This window comes from Bradyrhizobium sp. USDA 4503 (genome assembly GCF_054055815.1).
In genome coordinates, this window is sequence record NZ_JBSRXS010000001.1 from 642,106 (window position 1) to 658,960 (window position 16,855).

Here is a 16,855-nt window from a genome sequence, read left to right on the forward strand (position 1 = left end):
TTTGTTAGACGGATCAATGGAGCCGCCACAAGTTGCGTGGCGGCTCCACGCTGTTCCATCTTGTCGCAGAAGGGGTTCACTTGTCATGCTGTTCCACGTCGAAATGGATGTGCGGATTCCGCACGATCTCCCGGTCGAGAAGGTCGACGCGCTGAAGGCGGCGGAACGCGTCCGTGCCATGGAGCTGCAGCGTACCGGGGCCTGGCGCCATCTGTGGCGGGTGGCGGGGCGCTACGCCAATGTCAGCATCTTCGACGTGTCTGGCGCGCAGGAATTGCACGACATCCTGTCCAGCCTGCCACTGTTTTCGTTCATGGAGATCCAGGTCACGCCGCTGTGCCGGCACCCGTCGTCGATCCACGACGACGACCGGTAGTGGTGGAGTAGGCGCCGTCGCGCTAATCGACGGCCGTGCGCGCGCGCCGGTGGCGGCTTGAGGTGTTGATACTGCCGGTGACGTCGGGGTAGCCGGTCAGGCTCAGCGTGTCGGCGCGAACGCCCCAGCTCTCGAGCCGGTCGAGGAAGCTCATGCCGAGCAGGTTGGTCTTCATCTGCCCGCGCTGCACCACCAGCGCCGGCACCGATTTCTCGACCAGCTTGCCGACCGCGAGCCGGTCGAGCGTCAGCCGCGCCGCCTTGGTGTGACCGCCGGCGGTCTCGAGGTCGACATTGTATTCGAGCATATCGATCGGCAGCCCGATCGCTTTCGCGGTCTCCCAGGTCAGCACGACCGAGGTCGCGCCGGTGTCGATCACCATCGGGGCGCTGACGCCGTTGATCTTGGCGCGGAACGCGAACTCGCCACCCTGACCGCGCGCGATCTGCACGGCGGGGGCGGAGCTGGAGGTGGAGGCTGAGGCGGTGATGCTACGGCCGAAGATCTGGGTCAGATTCTCCCTGGCGCGGGCGATCTGCTCGGGGTCGCCATACGCGACGACGGCGCCGGCGGTTGCCATCAGCAGCACGATGACGAGGAGGATACGGGTCACGGCGCAACTCCCGCCGCAACGCCGATCACGCGCGCTTCGGACGCGGCTCCATGCGCTCGAGCCCAGCCTCGGCCATGCGTGCCGGCAGCGTCGCCATCACCGACAGCCGCTCCGCACGGTCCATCTTGTGCCAGCGCGCGATCTCCGGAAGCGTGCGGCCACAGCCGAAGCAGAGCTTCGTTCTGGGGTCCATCATGCAGACTGCGATACACGGCGTCTCTGAGCTCATTGTTCAAGTGTTGAACGGTTTCGGCGGCCGGTGCAAGCCGGTGGGATGCTGCATCACGCCTCGGCTTTTTGTCGCGAGCATGGTCCCGGCGCGAACGCCTTGGGTTTATCGCCAGAGCGTTTTCGAGCGAAGTGGATACCGGTTCGCGTAAAGAAAGCGCGTCAGAGCCAAAATCTGGAGCCCCGTTCCGAATCCATCGGAACGGAAAGGGCTCTAGTGATAACCGCGTCACGATCTTCCGCGACATGCTCTACAATCCGGTGCCGGCACTCATGATCGACTTGCGGCGCACGCGTTTCCGGTCGGCGCCCATCGCGGGCTCGACGGGCTCCGGCGGCTGCATCGGCGGTGCTTCTTCCGCCATTGGCGCCAGCGCGCTCATCACCCGTTCCGGCGGCAAGGTCACGATCACCTCGGTGCCGATGCGCAGCTTCGACTTCAGCGTGAAGGTGCCGCCATGCATGTCGATCAGGCTTTTCGCGATCGGCAGGCCAAGGCCCGCGCCCTGTTCCGCCGACTTGATCGAGTTGGAGCCCTGGCCGAAGGAGGCCAGCACGACCGGGATCTCGTCCTCGGCGATGCCACTTCCGGTGTCCTTGACGCTCAGATATTGCCCGCCCGACGCGGTCCAGCCGACCTTCAGCCAGATTTCGCCGCCCTGCGGGGTGAACTTGATCGAGTTGGAGAGCAGGTTGAGCACGACCTGGCGGATGGCGCGCTCGTCGCCCCAGATCCTCGGCATGCCGTGCTCGAACACCTCGTGGATGGTGATGCCGCGGCTGGAGGCGCGCAGCTTCAGGAGATGGTGGCAATCGGCGACGACATGCACCAGCGCCACGGCCTCCTCGTTCAGCTCGTAGCGGCCGGCTTCGATGCGCGACAGGTCGAGGATCTCGTTGATGAGATTGAGCAGATGCACGCCGGAATTATGGATGTCGGCGGAATATTCCTTGTAGACCGGCACGGTGTGGGCGCCGAAAATCTCGCTCTTCATCACCTCGGAGAAGCCGAGGATCGCATTGAGCGGCGTGCGCAGTTCGTGGCTCATCTGGGCGAGGAAGCGCGACTTGGCGACGTTGGCGGACTCGGCGCGGTGCCGCGCCTCGTCCGAGATCGCCTTGGCCTGTTCCAGCTCGCCGATCAGCGCATCTTTTTCGGCGCGGGCCTCCAGCGTGGCGAGCGTGGTCGAATGCAGGCGGTGCGCGAGCAGGGCGAAATAACCTTCGGCCGCAAGCGCCAGCAGTGCCAGCACGTAATTGTCGAACGCGCCATTGAGCACGAGGTCGAGCGCGATCCCGACCGTCACCGGAACCGTTGCCGCAAGGGCCGCGATCGGCAGGCTCGCGGCCAGCATGCTGGAGACCGCGATCACCAGCAGCATCAAAAACATCATCAGCGTGTTGGAGGCGAGATCGCGCCCGGCGGGGTGGATCAGGATCGCGGTCCAGCACAGGCCGTAGAGCAGGTCGAGCAGCACGAAGCGGGTCCGCCATTTGCGGGTGACCGCGACCGAGGTTGGTTCGGCGAGGAAGCGGGAACAGCTGCGGATGATCGCGAGATGGACGCAGAGGATGCCGACCGTCCAGGCGCCGGCCACGATCGGCTTCATCCAGAGGCCAAACAGCACGCCGGTTGCCACCACGAGCAGCATCACGACGTAGGACGCCGAGATCCGGGTCTGGGCGTATTGACGGAGCAGTTCGGCGTCGAACGCCGGGCGGGTACCACTGGTTGACGTTAACCGATCCCGCGCCTCGCGCACCCGCTTCGCGGCGACGCGCCGGCTGTTCACCGGCACCGTCACCTGAGGTCCTGCCGGAAGCGCTACAACTTCAGGCTTTTCTGCGGGATTACTCATCAACAACACAAATCCTGCCCACGAACCGCGCGGGCTTTTTGCATTGTCTATCTGTGACGCTAAATCATTAAGCGTTGCCTTAAAGAGCTAAGGAAAAGCGTAAACGGGGAGTTAAATTAACTTTTGCGCGGGGGTCCCACTGTTGTGCGATGGCGGGCGCACACGCGCACGCCGGTCCGACAAATTCCATGTTGTCATGGCCGGGCTGTCCCGGCCATTTACGTCTTGCTTCTCGTGGATCCAAAGACGTGGATGCCCGGGACAAGCCCGGGCATGACGAAATGGTGGGAAGTGTTACCGCTGCAGCCGCGCCAGCAGGCTCGACGTGTCCCAACGCTTGCCGCCCATCTTCTCGACCTCGGCATAGAACTGGTCGACCAGCGCGGTGGCGGGCAGGGTGGCGCCGTTGCGGCGGGCCTCCGCCAGCGCAATCGAGAGGTCCTTGCGCATCCACTCGACCGCGAAGCCGAAATCGTACTTGCCCTCGTTCATGGTCTTGTAGCGGTTCTCCATCTGCCAGGACTGCGCCGCGCCCTTGGAGATGGTCTCGATCACGGCGGCGACGTCGAGGCCGCTCTTCTTGGCAAAGTGGATGCCCTCCGACAGGCCCTGAACCAGACCGGCGATGCAGATCTGGTTGACCATCTTGGTGAGCTGGCCGGCGCCCGCCGGCCCGAGCAATTTGCACATCCGCGCGTAAGCGCCGGTGATGATCGGCTCGGCGCCCGCGTAGGCGTCTTCGCTGCCGCCGCACATCACCGTCAGCACGCCGTTCTCGGCGCCGGCCTGGCCGCCCGACACCGGCGCGTCGACGAATTTGAAGCCGGCCTTGGTGGCGGCAGCATCGAGCTCGCGGGCGACCTCGGCGGAGGCGGTGGTGTGGTCGACGAAGGTCGCGCCCTTCCTGATCCCGGCGAAGGCGCCGTCGGGGCCGATCGTGACCGCGCGCAGGTCGTTGTCGTTGCCGACGCAGCACATCACGAAATCCTGGCCTTCGGCGGCGGCCTTCGGGGTCGGCGCCGTCTTGCCGCCGAACTTGTCGGCCCATTCCTTCGCCTTCGCCGCGGTCCGGTTGTACACGGTGACCTCATGGCCGCCTTTTTTCACGAGGTGTCCCGCCATCGGGAAACCCATCACGCCGAGACCGAGGAAAGCGACTTTAGCCATATCTGTTACCTTGTGATTTGCCGTGGTGATCGCCCCTTGAGACCGCCGGAAAACGTCGCGGCGGGCAGGGCATTCCGTCCATGGAAGGAGCCGCACCATACCCCCTGTGCAGCGGAGGGCAACGGCCTTGGTGGGATGGCAGAACCCGGTTTTGTGCTAGGATTGGGCCACCAACGAACTTCACAAAAAAGGGAGTGTATCGCATGGGCATGAGCGTCGGTGTGCTCGATCATTTCAATATCCGGACCCGGAATCTCTCCGCCACGGTGCGGTTCTATGAGGACATCCTGGGCCTGGAAAAGGGCGCGCGGCCGAACTTCGCGTTCCCCGGTGCGTGGATGTACAGCGAGGGCAAGGCGGTCGTGCATCTGGTCGATATTTCGGCGACCGACGAGGCACAAAAGCCTGACTCGGGCGTCGTCCATCACGTCGCCTTTGCCAGCCAGGGCTTCGATGGGATGCGGCAGCGGCTTCAGTCCAAGGGCATGGAATTCGACTCGCGCCAGGTTCCCGGCGGCGATCTCTGGCAGATCTTCGTCAACGACCCCAACGGGGTCATGATCGAGCTGAACTACGAGGCCGCCAAGGAAGGCGGCTCCGCCGCGCCGGCCGAGCGGCGGGACGACGTCGGAGCGAGGTAGCCTTTTGCGCTGCAACGCTCTATGGGTCGGTCTCTTGAACTTTCCAGGAGATGCGCGGTGAGCGTGACGCAGCAACAGGTCCTCGATTGCCTTGCCAAGGTGATGTCGCCACGCGGCACAGCCTTGACCAACGCCAATGTGCTGTCGGCGATCACGGTCACCGACGGCAAGGTGTTCTTCTCGATCAATGTCGACGCCGCGGAGGCCCGCGCCTGGGAGAGCGTGCGTGCGCAGGCCGAGAATGCCGTGCGCGCCATCCCCGGCGTCAGCGTCGCGATGATCGCGTTGACCGCCGAGCGCAAGGCGGGCGCTGCGGCACCGGCGCCGCGGCCGGCCGGCGGCGTCCCGCCGGCGTCCGCCCATCGCCATCCGCATCCGCCCGGCGGGCAATCGCCGATGGCCCGGCAGGCCGAGATCCCCGGCATCTCCGCCGTCATCGCCGTCGCCTCCGGCAAGGGCGGCGTCGGCAAGTCGACCACGGCGCTCAACCTCGCGCTCGGCCTGCGCGACCTCGGCCTGCGCGTCGGGCTGCTCGACGCCGATATCTACGGCCCGTCGGTGCCACGGCTGACCGGCATCCGCGAGAAGCCGCAGCTCAATGACGACAAGAAGATGGTCCCGCTGCAGCGCTTCGGCCTGTCGATCATGTCGATCGGCTTCCTGGTCGAGGAGGACACCGCGATGATCTGGCGCGGGCCGATGGTGATGTCGGCGATCACCCAGATGCTGCGCGACGTCGCCTGGGGCACGCTCGACGTGCTCGTGGTCGACATGCCGCCCGGCACCGGCGATGCCCAGCTCACGCTGGCGCAGAACGTTCCGCTCAAGGGCGCCGTCATCGTCTCGACCCCGCAGGACCTCTCGCTGATCGACGCCCGGCGCGGGCTTGCGATGTTCAAGAAGGTCAGCGTGCCGGTGCTCGGCATCGTCGAGAACATGAGCTATTTCCAGTGCCCGCATTGCGGCACCCGCTCGGATATCTTCGGCCATGGCGGCGCCCGCCACGAAGCCGAGAAGCTGGGGGTGCCGTTCCTCGGCGAGATCCCCCTGCACATCGCGATCCGCACCGCCTCCGATGCCGGCAACCCGGTGGTCGAGAGCGAACCGGACGGCCCGCACGCGGCGATCTACCGCGCGATCGGCGGCAAGGTCCGTGAGCAGCTGCAAGGCGTCATCGCGGCTGCCTGAGCCTGCGCTGCTGGGCCGATTGGTCGCGAAGCGTCGGGAGCCCGGCGGGCTTTCTTCACAGGCCCGTGGCCTTTGGACGATTGCTGAATCGGTTCCGGCCTGTATGTTTATGCAGGAGTGGCCGAATCGTACCACCCTTCGATCAGCGGAAGGCGGCCACGGGTGAAGCCAAAACTGCGGGAAGGGGCCGTGAGGCGACCATCGACATGGCAGCATCACGCGAAGCAAACAAGCAGCACCGCAAACATCTGACGCGGGAGAAGCGCGCAGAGGCCTCCCGGCTGGCATTCAACATGGCCAAGAAATCCGACTCGATCGGCGAGGCTGCCGAGGTGATCGCCAAGACGTATGGTGTCAGCAAGACAACCGCGCAAAGCTGGATCCGGCGCGGGCGGTATTTGGCTGATCAAGCCAAGAAGGCGCGGGCGACGACGCGGCGCTGATTGCTCCCGTAACCCGGTGGTTGAGAGCGGGCCGGACGGTCCGCACGCGGCGATTTACCGCGCGGTCGGCGGCAGCTCCGCGGCCACCTGCCAGGCGCCATCGTCGCTGCCTGAAGGCGCATTTTCCGGCTGATTTCCAGCCTCATCAGACTTTCGTTTAATTGGCGCGGTCATGCCATTGTCGCGTTTCCGTGACGCCGCCTTCCGTGTTAAAGGGCCGACCCAGAGCGCCTCGGCAAGCCTTTCAAGCGCCTGCCGGAGAACTGCTTGCGGTCACTGGGAAACGCCCCTGAAGGAGAAGTCTTACGATGAAGCGTCGTGATTTTTTGAAAGTTTCTGCGGCCGGTGCTGCCGCGACGGCGGTTGCCGCGCCGGCGATCGCGCAGTCCTCGCCTGAAATCAAGTGGCGCCTGACCTCGAGCTTCCCGAAGTCGCTGGACACCATCTATGGCGGTGCCGTCGAGCTGTCGAAGTACGTCGCCGAAATGACCGACAACAAGTTCCAGATCCAGGTGTTCGCGGCGGGTGAGGTCGTCCCCGGCCTGCAGGCGCTGGACGCGACCTCCAACGGCACGGTCGAGATGTCGCACACCGTCGCCTACTACTATGTCGGCAAGGACCCGACCTTCGCGATCTACGCGTCGGTGCCGTTCGGTCTCAATGCCCGCATGCAGAACTCCTGGTGGTATCAGGGCGGTGGCCAGGAGCTCGGCAACGAGTTCTTCAAGAAGTTCGGCGTGATCGGTTTCCCGACCGGCAACACCGGCACCCAGATGGGCGGCTGGTTCCGCAAGGAGATCAAGACCGTCGCCGACATGTCGGGCCTGAAGATGCGCATCGGCGGCATTGCCGGCCAGGTGCTGCAGAAGGTCGGTGTGGTGCCGCAGCAGCTCGCCGGCGGCGACATCTATCCGGCGCTCGAAAAGGGCACCATCGACGCGGCCGAGTGGGTCGGTCCCTATGACGACGAGAAGCTCGGCTTCCAGAAGGTCGCCAAGTACTACTACTACCCGGGCTTCTGGGAAGGCGGTCCGACCGTGCACTCCTTCGTCAACCTGGAGAAGTGGAACGCGCTGCCGAAGAACTACCAGGCGATCCTGGCCAACGGCGCCGCCAACGCCAACAGCTGGATGGCCGCGCGCTACGACATGCAGAACCCCTCCGCGCTGAAGCGGCTGGTTGCCGGCGGCACGCAGCTGCGTCCGTTCACCAACGAGGTGCTCGAGGCCTGCCTCAAGGCGACCAACGAGCTGTGGGGTGAAATCTCGGCCAAGAATGCCGACTTCAAGAAATCGATCGAGGCCATGCAGGCGTACCGCTCCGACCAGTATCTGTGGTGGCAGGTCGCCGAATACACCTTCGACAGCTTCATGATCCGCTCGCCGCACCCGCGGCTGATCGGCGTCTAGCCTTTTGGACGAGCGTTCGCGCGACGCGAACGCATTGCCCGGCCTCCGCAAGGAGGCCGGGTTTTTTGCGTCTGGCATTCGTGAAGGGGATGCTCCATGCTCGCATCCGAAGCCTCGGCACGAAGGCGGCGTGTGATCGGTCACCGGTCATGACGGCAAAAAGAAAAGCGGCGCGACGATCGAAAGCAGTCGACGCTCGGACAACACAATCGAACAGGGCAGGATTCAAATGAAGCGAAGAGATTTCATCAAGGTCACGGGTCTGGGCGTCGCCGGCGCCGCCACGGTCGCAGCTCCCGCGATCGCGCAGTCGATGCCGGAGCTCAAGTGGCGCTTGACGACGAGCTGGCCGAAGTCGCTCGACACGCTGCACGGCGGCGCCGAGCTGATGGCGAAGGCGGTCGGTGAAGCCACCGACAACAAATTCCAGATCCAGACCTTTGCCGCGGGCGAGATCGTGCCGGGCCTGCAGGTGCTCGACGCCGTGCAGAACGGCACCGTCGAGATGGGGCACACCGCGCCCTATTATTATTTCGGCAAGGACCCGACCTTCACCTTCGGCTCGGCGGTGCCGTTCGGGCCCAACATGCGCCTCAACCAGGCCTGGTTCATGCTGGGCGGCGGCAAGGACCTGCTCAACGAGTTCTACAAGAGCTACAACGTCACCTCGCTGCTCGCCGGCAACACCGGCTGCCAGATGGGTGGCTGGTTCCGCAAGGAGATCAACAGCGTCGACGATCTCAAGGGCCTCAAATTCCGCATCGGCGGCTTTGCCGGCAAGGTGATGCAGAAGCTCGGCGCGGTGCCGCAGCAGCTCGCCGGCGGCGACATCTATCCGGCGCTCGAGAAGGGCACCATCGATGCGGCCGAGTGGGTTGGTCCCTATGACGACGAGAAGCTCGGCTTCTACAAGGTCGCGCCGAACTACTACTTCCCCGGCTGGTGGGAAGGCGGCCCCATGCTGGTGGCGATGATCAATCTCGACAAGTGGAACGCGCTGCCGAAGCATTATCAGTTCGTGCTCGAGCAGGCCGGCCATCTCGCCAACAACTGGATGATGGCGCGCTACGACCAGGCCAATCCGATCGCGCTGAAGAAGCTGCTCGCGGTCGGCACCAAGCTGCGCCCGTTCCCGCCTGCGGTGATGGAAGCTTCCTTCAAGGCCGCCAAGGAGCTGCATGCCGAGGTTTCCGCGACCAATGCCAACTTCAAGAAGGTCTATGACTCGCTGACCTCGTTCTCCAACAACGGCTATCAATGGTTCCAGGTCGCCGAGGTCGGCTACGACAATTTCATGGCGCGCCACTCGCAGGCGTGATTGCTGCGAGTTGGACAGGAAATCAGCCTCGGAGCGAAAGCGCCGGGGCTTTTCCATGCCGCGATCGCGGCCGCGGCGCGACGCGGCTTGCGAAGACGCATGACCGCCGGTCGCTGGCCGTGGCGGCAGCTGCCAGTTCTCGATCTCCGGGCGCGAACGCGCAATCCGTTATGTTATCATGGCTAGCTGACGTCAGCCTTACACGGGAGCAATCAAAGGCGCCTGGCGTAGATTTTGATTGCAGCGGGGAGGCGGTATCTGTTTTCAGGGCAGTAACACGAGCTGGAGCAACATGCGCTTGTGTCGCCATCGAGACGTCACCTTCGCATGCGTCTTGTTTTGACGACAGCAAGCAGAAGATCGATTGAATGAAGTCAGGATTGCTGCGATGCGCCTTCTGATCGTCGAGGACAATGTCGAGCTCTCGCGGCTGCTCGCCAGCGGGCTGATGGCGGCGGGATATGAGTCCGATGTCGTCAACAGCGTTGCCGAGGCGCGCGATGCGCTGCGCAGCGTAAGTTATGCCGCCATGATCCTCGATCTCGGTCTGCCCGACGGCGATGGCTTGTCGGTGTTGTCGGAGCTTCGCCGCAAGACCGACCCGCTGCCGGTCCTGGTACTGACTGCGCGGGGCGGCCTGCAGGATCGGGTCAGTGGCCTGCGCAGCGGCGCGGACGACTATCTGGCGAAGCCGTTCGCGCTGGAAGAGCTGGTGGCGCGGCTCGAAGCCATCCTGCGCCGACCCGGCCAGCTGCTCGGCTCCTCGCTGAAGCTCGCCAATCTGGTCTACGACACCGAGAGCAAGCAGGTGTTCGTCGACGGCGCTCCGCACGTGTTCTCGGCGCGCGAAACATCGGTGCTGGAGATCCTGTTGCGGCGGCAGGGGCGGGTGGTGCCGAAGAAGAATGTCGAGGACCACATCTTCGGCCTCGCCGGCGAGGTCGCCTCGAACGCGGTCGAGGTTTACGTGTCGCGGCTGCGCAAGCTGCTCACCGAGCACCGCGCCAGGGTCATCATCCATACCATTCGGGGCGTCGGTTATCTGATGGCGGAGGAGAAGTAGGCGTGTTCCGCTTCAAGTCGCTGACGTCGCGGATCGTGTTCCTGCACATCGTGGCGGTCGCGGTCGCGGCGATCTTCCTGCCGCTGCTGCTGCTGTGGCTGTTGAATTCGGAGATCAATCAGCTGCATCGCGAAGCGATGCGCGACCAGGCCGCCGATCTCGGCCAGAACCTCTCGGTCGATGCCGCGGGCAAGGTGCAGCTCAGCCTGCCGGACAGCCTGAGGGGGCTCTATTCCGACGCCTATGGCCGCTACCGCTACGACATCTACGATGCCGACGGTCATCTGCTGTTCTCGTCGCATCGCGAGGCGCCGCGACTGCCGGCGTCCGCCAACCGGATTTCCGGTGCCAGCGTCACCAAGCTGCTCGGCGGCCAGACGCTGCGCATCCTGGTCGCCGAGGACCTGTCGCATCGCGACGTCATCATCGACGACATCGTCTCCAACTTCTTCCGGCGGGTTGGCTGGATCACCATCCCGATCCTTCTGATCCTGCTTGCCACCGACATCCTGATCTTCCGCCGCGCGGTGACACCGCTGTTGCGGGCCTCGGAGGAGGCGAGAAGCATCGGACCGGCAAGGACCGATATCCGCCTGCCGACGGAGGGGATTCCAAGCGAGATCCTGCCGCTGGTGACCGCCGTCAACCAGGCGTTCGATCGCCTTGAGGAAGGCTTTCACGTGCAGCGCCAGTTCACGGCCGATGCCGCGCATCAGCTGCGCACGCCGCTTGCGATCCTCAGGACCCGAATCGAAACGCTCGATGCGGCCAAGGGGACCAGGGAGCTGCATGCCGACATCGAGAGCATGAGCCGCATCGTCAGCCAGCTGCTCGAGATCGCCGAGCTCGACACGCTGGTGCTGGATCCCGGCGAGACCGCGGATTTGCGCGCGGTGTGCGCCGAGGTGGTCGGCTCGATCGCGCCCTACGCGCTGGCGCAGCGGAAAGATATCGCGTTGCGCGGCACCGACAGTCCGGTGCAGGTCAGGGGCAATGCGGAGATGCTGCAGCGTGCCATCTTCAATCTGGCGGAGAACGCCATCAAGTACACCGCCGAGAGGACTTCGGTCGATGTCGAGGTGCACGACAACGGTTCGGTGCAGGTGCGCGACTGCGGGCCGGGAATTGCGCCCGCCGAGCAGGGCCTGATCTTCCAGCGCTTCTGGCGCAGCGATCGCCAGCGCACCGACGGCGCGGGGCTCGGGCTCTCGATCGTGCGCGGCGTCGTCGACGATCACGATGCGACGGTGAGGGTGGAGAACCTGCCGTCCGGCGGCGCCCAGTTCACGCTGCGCTTCCGCCTCGCCAAGGCGGAGCCGGCGGCGTCCTGAGCCGGCCCGCGAACGTGCCGCGGCCTTGCCGGTCTACTTCACCTTGCCGTCGGACAGATCCATGATCATGCGCGTGGTCAAATAGAGGCGCGGCACGATGCTGTTGATCTGCACGTATTCCGCATCGTTGGAGTGCGCGCCGAAGCCCGACAGGCCCATGCCTTCCACCACGGCGCCCTTGGTCTTGAGGGCGGCAAATGCCGCGTCGGTGCCGCCGCCGGTTGCCCGCTCGGCCACGTTCAGCGCCATGCCGAGTTCCTGATAAATCGTCTTGCCGTGGCCGGCCACGCGGCGCGAGGCGTCGCTGGCTTCGAGCGGGGGGCGGCGCACCTCGAACTTCACGTCCACCCTGGAGTCCGGCAGCAGGCGGTTCTTGATCCTGTCCTGCAGGGCTTTCTCGGGCTCGTCGAAATCCGCCATTTTGAGCGCGCGCGCATCGGCCTGGGCGGTGGCTTCGGCGGGGATCACGTTGCGGTTGGTGCCGGACTTGGACACCGTCCAGTTCAGCTTCAGGCCCTGCTCCGGCTTGGACAGGTCCTTCATCTGCAGCACCTGGTGTGACAGCTCATAGAGCGCATTCACGCCGCCTTCGGGCCTGGCGCCGGCATGCGACGACTTGCCGTGCACCGTGAGGTAGGCCGAGCCGATGCCGCTGGTGGCGAGGCGCAGCGTGCCGTCGGTGCCGCCGCCCTCGAACGAGAACACGGCATCCTGTTCCGCGGCGAGGCGGGTGATGGTGCTGCGCCAGCCGGGCGAAGAGATCTCCTCGTCGCCATTGATCAGCACGGTGAGCGTGCCGTAATTTTTGAAGTTCAGCTTCTGCAGCAACGCCACGGCGTGGAGGATGGTGGCGACGCCCTGCTTGTCATCGGCAATGCCGAGCCCATAGGCCTTGTCGCCATCGATGCGGAAGGGTTGGTCCTTCAGCATGCCCTTGAGATACACCGTATCCATGTGCGCGATCAGCATGATCTTCGCGCTGCCCGTGCCCTTGAAGACGGCCTGCACGGCGGGACCGATCTTCTCCGGCGTGTCGTCGAGGCGGTAGATATCGGTGGTCTGCAGGATATCGACCGTGCCGCCGAGCTGCTTGAGCTGGCCGGCGACGCGCTCGGCGAGCTGGTTCAGGCCCTCGATGTCCTTGCTGCCGGATTCGATCTTGCACGAGGTCGCGCAGGGTGTCGAGCAGCGGCTGCTGTTCCTGTTGCGCCAGCGCGCGAATGTCGGCTGCATGCGCTGCGGGCGCGGCAAGCGCCAGACCAAGCGACAGCATCAGCGGGCGAATGAGCGAGCGGGCGGGATGCAATTGGGGCATGGCGGCGATCTGTGAGTTGGAGGACGATCCGTATCCCCGTCTTCACAGGCCTCGCCGGTGCCGTCAACAGCGGCGTGCCTCGCGCCCGCGAGCGTTTTCGAGCGAAGTGGACGCCGGTTCGCGTGAAGAAAACGCGACAAAACGAGAATCCAGGGCTTCGGTTCTGATTTAATCAGAACCGAAATGCTCTGGGCACGCCGAATGCGCTGATGCCGGGCTACTGTTTCGGCTGTCCGAAGTCGAGCGGCGGCAGGTCGATCTGCGGCACCTCGATCTTGACCTTGTTGAGGTCGACATCGAGCGGCTTGTCGAGCAGTCCGGTGACGACGACCGGGAACGCGATCACCAGCGCCACCATGATCGCCTGCAAGCCGATCCACGGCATTGCGCCCCAGTAGATGTCCGAGCTCTTCACTTCCTTGGGCGCCACGCCGCGCAGATAGAACAGCGCGAAGCCGAATGGCGGATGCAGGAACGAGGTCTGCATGTTGACGCAGAGCATCACGCCGAACCAGATCAGCGCGGCGTCGGGGCCGACCACCGGCGCCAGCACCTTCTGCGCGATCGGCGCGACCATCGGCAGGATGATGAAGGCGATCTCGAAGAAGTCGAGGAAGAACGCCAGGAAGAAGATGAACAGGTTGATGAAGATCAGGAAGCCCCAGACGCCGCCGGGCAGCGAGGTCAGATGGTGCTCCAGCCAGGTGCCGCCGGATACGCCGAGGAACACGACCGAGAAGCAGGTCGAGCCGATCAGGATGAAGGTGACCATGCAGGTGATCCGCATGGTGGTCTCGTAGCCCTGCTTGATCAGGTCGCGCAGGTCCGGGATCTTGACGGCCTCGAGGCAGATCCAGACCACCGCGGCGTAGGTGATCGCGAAGGCGAGCTTGAAGAGCAGGTTCTCGCTGTAGAGCATCGCGATGATGGTGCCGATGCCGCCGGCGATCACACCGACCATCAGCACCTTGTTGCCGGTGGCGCTGAAATCCTTGTGGTGGATGGCGGCGAGCACGATGGCGCCGACCGCGCCCATGGCGCCGGCTTCCGTCGGGGTCGCAAGGCCCATCATCATGGTGCCGAGCACGACGAAGATCAGTACCGCCGAGGGGATGATGCCGAGCAGGCACTTCTTCCACAGCGCCCACCCGGTCAGCGTGCGCGCCTCGATCGGCACCGCCGGCACATGGCTCGGCTTGAAGATGCCGAGCAGGAAGGTGTAGCCGGCGAACAGCAGGATCTGGAACACCGATGGGCCCCAGGCGCCGAGATACATGTCGCCGACCGACTTGCCGAGCTGGTCGGCGAGCACGATCAGGACGAGAGAGGGAGGGACAAGTTGCGTGATGGTGCCGGAGGCGGCGAGCACGCCCGTGATGTAGCGGATGTTGTAGCCGTAGCGGATCATCACCGGCATCGAGATCAGCGCCATCGCGATCACCTGCGCCGCCACCGTGCCGGTGATGGCGCCGAGGATGAAGCCGACGATGATCACGGAATAGCCGAGGCCGCCGCGGATCGGGCCGAACAGCTGGCCCATCGAATCCAGCATGTCCTCGGCGAGCCCGCATCTCTCCAATATCGCGCCCATGAAGGTGAAGAACGGGATCGCCAGCAGCAGCTCGTTGGACAGCACGCTGCCGAAGATGCGGCCCGGGATCGCCTGCAGGAAGTTGAGGTCGAAGAAGCCGAGATAGATCGAGAGGAACCCGAACGACAGGCCGACCGCGGCGAGCGTGAACGCCACCGGATAACCGATCAGCATCGCTACGATCAGGCCGCCGAACATCAGTGGCGGCATCATCTCCAGCGTGATCATTGAGTCGGCCTCTCATACTTCGCGTCGATGGTCACGTAGCCCTGCAGCGCGGCGATCCGCTTGATCACCTCTGAGACGCCTTGCAGCGCAAGCATCACGAAGCCGGACGGGATAACGAACTTGATCGGCCAGCGTAAGAGGCCGCCGGCGTTGCCGCTCATCTCGCCGACTGCATAGGCCTGGTAGAAGAACGGCCATGACAGATAGGCGAGCAGGAGGCAGGCCGGGATCAGGAAGAACAGCGTTCCGATCAGGTCGAGCCAGAGCTGGCCGCGTTCGGACAGCATCAGATACATGATCTCGACGCGGACATGCTCGTTGCGCTTGAAGGTGTAGGAGGCGCCGAACATCACGAGGATCGCGAACATGTACCACTGCGCCTCGAGCCAGCCGTTCGACGAGTAGCTGAACGCGTAGCGGATCATGGCGTTGCCGGCGCTGACCAGGCACGAGATCAGCACCAGCAGGTTGCAGATGTAGCCGATCTTCTCGTTGAGTTGGTCGATGGCCTGACTTAATGCCAACAATGGGCGCATCACGATCTCCACGGTCGCGCCATCCGCGCGCCGAATATCTCTTCAAGCATCATCTGGCCGCCGCGCGCATGCGCACGGAGCCACGGCTCACTTTCAGGAGCAGTTGCAAACGTTCGTCCTCCCCCGAAATCCGCTTCAGCCGTTCTTGGCTGCCGGGAATCGTCGACAGGAGCCGACGGAGGGCAGCGGCCTATGCTGGCCAGACTAGCGTGAAAGCTGATTCACCAAATCAGCGCCATGGAACGCCGTCAATCGGAAAATGGACAAATTGACGCCGCGGCAAACTGTTGTCCCGCCTTGGTAATCGGGGGACAGGCCGCGCGTCGGGAGGGAGCTTGAAGACTAGCCGCCGGTCACGCTCATGTGGCGGCTGACGCTCGGACGGTTGTGGCGGCGGTCGATGATGAAATCGTGCCCCTTCGGCTTCAGTCCGATGGCCCGGTCGATGGCCGCCGCCAGCAAATCGTTGTCGGCGGAGGCACGCAGCGGCCGGCGCAGGTCGGAGGCGTCCTCGTGGCCGAGGCAGGTGTGCAGCGTGCCGGTGCAGGTGATCCGCACCCGGTTGCAGGATTCGCAGAAATTATGGGTCATCGGCGTGATGAGGCCGAGCTTGCCGCCGGTCTCGGCGACCCGGGCGTAGCGGGCGGGGCCGCCGGTGTCGTCGGACAGATCGGTCAGCGTGTAGTGCTTCTCGAGCCGCGCGCGCATCAAGGACAGCGGCACGTACTGATCGATCCGGCCTTCGCCGATGTCGCCCATCGGCATCACCTCGATCAAGGTGAGGCCCATGCCCTTGCCGTGCGCCCATTCCATCAGCGCCGGTATCTCGTCCTCGTTCAGGTTCTTCAGCGCGACCGCGTTGATCTTGACCGCGAGTCCCGCCGACCGCGCCGCCTCGATGCCCGACAGCACCTTGTCGATGTCGCCCCAGCGGGTGATGGCCCGGAATTTTACGGGGTCGAGGGTGTCGAGCGAGACGTTGACGCGGCGCACACCGCAATCGGCCAGCTCCTGGGCGAAGCGCGCCAGCTGCGAACCGTTGGTGGTCAGCGTCAATTCGTCGAGTGCGCCCGTGGTCAGATGCCGCGACAGCGAGCGCACCAGGCCCATCACGTTGCGGCGGACCAGCGGCTCGCCGCCGGTGAGGCGGATCTTGCGCACGCCCTTGGCGACGAACGCCGAGCAGAGCCGGTCGAGCTCTTCCAGTGTTAGCAGATCGGCCTTCGGCAGGAAGGTCATGTCTTCCGACATGCAGTAGAAGCAGCGCAGGTCGCAGCGGTCGGTGACGGAGACGCGCAAATAACGGATGGTCCGGCCGAACGGATCGGTCATCGGACGAAACAGCGTGTCGGAATGTGCTTGCGTGGATCCGTTCATTCAGTTCGGGCCTTGCAATCTGTTTCCTGCCTGCCGCGCCGTGATCGGCTCCGGCATCCGCAATCTATGCATGTTGGCGCGTTGTCACAATGCGTCCCAAGGGATGATCGTATGGATGATCCGCAGCATGCAAAGCGATAGGCGAGGCAGATCGCGCGATGCATGATCGCAA

Annotated in this window: 15 protein-coding genes and 1 pseudogene; 8 read left to right on the forward strand and 8 right to left on the reverse strand. The window is 64.5% G+C overall.

Annotation, left to right across the window (positions count from 1 at the left end):
• The first annotated feature begins 85 nt into the window (after positions 1-85).
• A complete protein-coding gene (gene catC / locus ACVMIH_RS03030; protein ID WP_057017243.1) occupies positions 86-376 on the forward strand; it encodes a muconolactone Delta-isomerase in 291 nt (96 codons plus the stop codon).
• 22 nt (positions 377-398) lie between these two features.
• On the opposite strand, the gene ACVMIH_RS03035 is transcribed toward catC, so the two are convergent.
• The 4 genes from ACVMIH_RS03035 to ACVMIH_RS03050 form a co-directional block, all read right to left on the reverse strand.
• The gene (locus ACVMIH_RS03035) at positions 399-989 is read right to left on the reverse strand and encodes a TIGR02281 family clan AA aspartic protease (RefSeq protein ID WP_076826434.1); all 591 of its coding nucleotides are present in this window, start codon (positions 987-989) and stop codon (positions 399-401) included.
• A 25-nt stretch (positions 990-1,014) separates the two neighbouring features.
• The gene (locus tag ACVMIH_RS03040) at positions 1,015-1,218 is read right to left on the reverse strand and encodes a DUF1289 domain-containing protein (RefSeq protein ID WP_028334232.1); all 204 of its coding nucleotides are present in this window, start codon (positions 1,216-1,218) and stop codon (positions 1,015-1,017) included.
• Positions 1,219-1,468: 250 nt separating this feature from the next.
• Positions 1,469-3,076 (reverse strand): sensor histidine kinase, encoded by a 1,608-nt coding sequence (locus tag ACVMIH_RS03045; RefSeq protein WP_456860718.1) that lies wholly within the window; start codon positions 3,074-3,076, stop codon positions 1,469-1,471.
• Between the two features lie 294 nt (positions 3,077-3,370).
• Entirely contained in the window at positions 3,371-4,243 is an 873-nt protein-coding gene (locus ACVMIH_RS03050; protein ID WP_076826435.1) for an NAD(P)-dependent oxidoreductase, read from the reverse strand.
• Positions 4,244-4,446: 203 nt separating this feature from the next.
• Here ACVMIH_RS03050 and ACVMIH_RS03055 point away from each other — a divergent pair, with 203 nt between their 5' ends.
• The 7 genes and pseudogenes from ACVMIH_RS03055 (at position 4,447) to ACVMIH_RS03085 (ending at position 11,636) form a co-directional block, all read left to right on the forward strand.
• A complete protein-coding gene (locus ACVMIH_RS03055; protein ID WP_016843272.1) occupies positions 4,447-4,884 on the forward strand; it encodes a VOC family protein in 438 nt (145 codons plus the stop codon).
• Between the two features lie 57 nt (positions 4,885-4,941).
• Positions 4,942-6,072: an Mrp/NBP35 family ATP-binding protein gene (locus tag ACVMIH_RS03060; protein WP_057017247.1), complete on the forward strand. Its 1,131-nt coding sequence runs from the start codon at positions 4,942-4,944 to the stop codon at positions 6,070-6,072.
• A 206-nt stretch (positions 6,073-6,278) separates the two neighbouring features.
• Positions 6,279-6,515: a hypothetical protein gene (locus tag ACVMIH_RS03065; RefSeq protein WP_076826437.1), complete on the forward strand. Its 237-nt coding sequence runs from the start codon at positions 6,279-6,281 to the stop codon at positions 6,513-6,515.
• A 308-nt stretch (positions 6,516-6,823) separates the two neighbouring features.
• Positions 6,824-7,913 (forward strand): annotated as a pseudogene (locus ACVMIH_RS03070) (TRAP transporter substrate-binding protein).
• A gap of 240 nt (positions 7,914-8,153) precedes the next feature.
• Positions 8,154-9,242 (forward strand): TRAP transporter substrate-binding protein, encoded by a 1,089-nt coding sequence (locus ACVMIH_RS03075; protein ID WP_028334238.1) that lies wholly within the window; start codon positions 8,154-8,156, stop codon positions 9,240-9,242.
• A gap of 388 nt (positions 9,243-9,630) precedes the next feature.
• The gene (locus tag ACVMIH_RS03080; protein WP_057017251.1) at positions 9,631-10,305 is read left to right on the forward strand and encodes a response regulator transcription factor; all 675 of its coding nucleotides are present in this window, start codon (positions 9,631-9,633) and stop codon (positions 10,303-10,305) included.
• Positions 10,306-10,307: 2 nt separating this feature from the next.
• The gene (locus ACVMIH_RS03085; RefSeq protein ID WP_456784619.1) at positions 10,308-11,636 is read left to right on the forward strand and encodes a sensor histidine kinase; all 1,329 of its coding nucleotides are present in this window, start codon (positions 10,308-10,310) and stop codon (positions 11,634-11,636) included.
• Between the two features lie 33 nt (positions 11,637-11,669).
• Here the strand turns inward: ACVMIH_RS03085 and ACVMIH_RS03090 are convergent, their stop codons facing one another.
• The 4 genes from ACVMIH_RS03090 to moaA form a co-directional block, all read right to left on the reverse strand.
• Positions 11,670-12,899 (reverse strand): M20/M25/M40 family metallo-hydrolase, encoded by a 1,230-nt coding sequence (locus ACVMIH_RS03090; protein ID WP_456860720.1) that lies wholly within the window; start codon positions 12,897-12,899, stop codon positions 11,670-11,672.
• 269 nt (positions 12,900-13,168) lie between these two features.
• Entirely contained in the window at positions 13,169-14,770 is a 1,602-nt protein-coding gene (locus tag ACVMIH_RS03095; RefSeq protein WP_057017254.1) for a TRAP transporter large permease, read from the reverse strand.
• Positions 14,767-15,306 (reverse strand): TRAP transporter small permease subunit, encoded by a 540-nt coding sequence (locus ACVMIH_RS03100; protein WP_028334243.1) that lies wholly within the window; start codon positions 15,304-15,306, stop codon positions 14,767-14,769. Before ACVMIH_RS03100 ends, ACVMIH_RS03095 begins: the two co-directional genes overlap by 4 nt.
• Before the next feature lie 342 nt (positions 15,307-15,648).
• Positions 15,649-16,683 carry a GTP 3',8-cyclase MoaA gene (moaA, locus tag ACVMIH_RS03105; protein WP_456860722.1) on the reverse strand — a complete coding sequence of 345 codons (1,035 nt, stop codon included), beginning with the start codon at positions 16,681-16,683 and terminating at the stop codon, positions 15,649-15,651.
• Positions 16,684-16,855 lie beyond the last annotated feature (172 nt).

Excerpts from the sequence above, each read along its gene's own strand:
- catC (WP_057017243.1), top strand. The coding sequence starts at position 86 with ATGCTGTTCCACGTCGAAATGGATGTGCGGATTCCGCACGATCTCCCG.
- ACVMIH_RS03075 (WP_028334238.1), top strand. The coding sequence starts at position 8,154 with ATGAAGCGAAGAGATTTCATCAAGGTCACGGGTCTGGGCGTCGCCGGC.
- ACVMIH_RS03045 (WP_456860718.1), bottom strand. The coding sequence starts at position 3,076 with ATGAGTAATCCCGCAGAAAAGCCTGAAGTTGTAGCGCTTCCGGCAGGA.
- ACVMIH_RS03080 (WP_057017251.1), top strand. The coding sequence starts at position 9,631 with ATGCGCCTTCTGATCGTCGAGGACAATGTCGAGCTCTCGCGGCTGCTC.
- ACVMIH_RS03050 (WP_076826435.1), bottom strand. The coding sequence starts at position 4,243 with ATGGCTAAAGTCGCTTTCCTCGGTCTCGGCGTGATGGGTTTCCCGATG.
- ACVMIH_RS03095 (WP_057017254.1), bottom strand. The coding sequence starts at position 14,770 with ATGATCACGCTGGAGATGATGCCGCCACTGATGTTCGGCGGCCTGATC.
- ACVMIH_RS03100 (WP_028334243.1), bottom strand. The coding sequence starts at position 15,306 with ATGCGCCCATTGTTGGCATTAAGTCAGGCCATCGACCAACTCAACGAG.
- ACVMIH_RS03055 (WP_016843272.1), top strand. The coding sequence starts at position 4,447 with ATGGGCATGAGCGTCGGTGTGCTCGATCATTTCAATATCCGGACCCGG.
- ACVMIH_RS03040 (WP_028334232.1), bottom strand. The coding sequence starts at position 1,218 with ATGAGCTCAGAGACGCCGTGTATCGCAGTCTGCATGATGGACCCCAGA.
- moaA (WP_456860722.1), bottom strand. The coding sequence starts at position 16,683 with ATGAACGGATCCACGCAAGCACATTCCGACACGCTGTTTCGTCCGATG.
- ACVMIH_RS03065 (WP_076826437.1), top strand. The coding sequence starts at position 6,279 with ATGGCAGCATCACGCGAAGCAAACAAGCAGCACCGCAAACATCTGACG.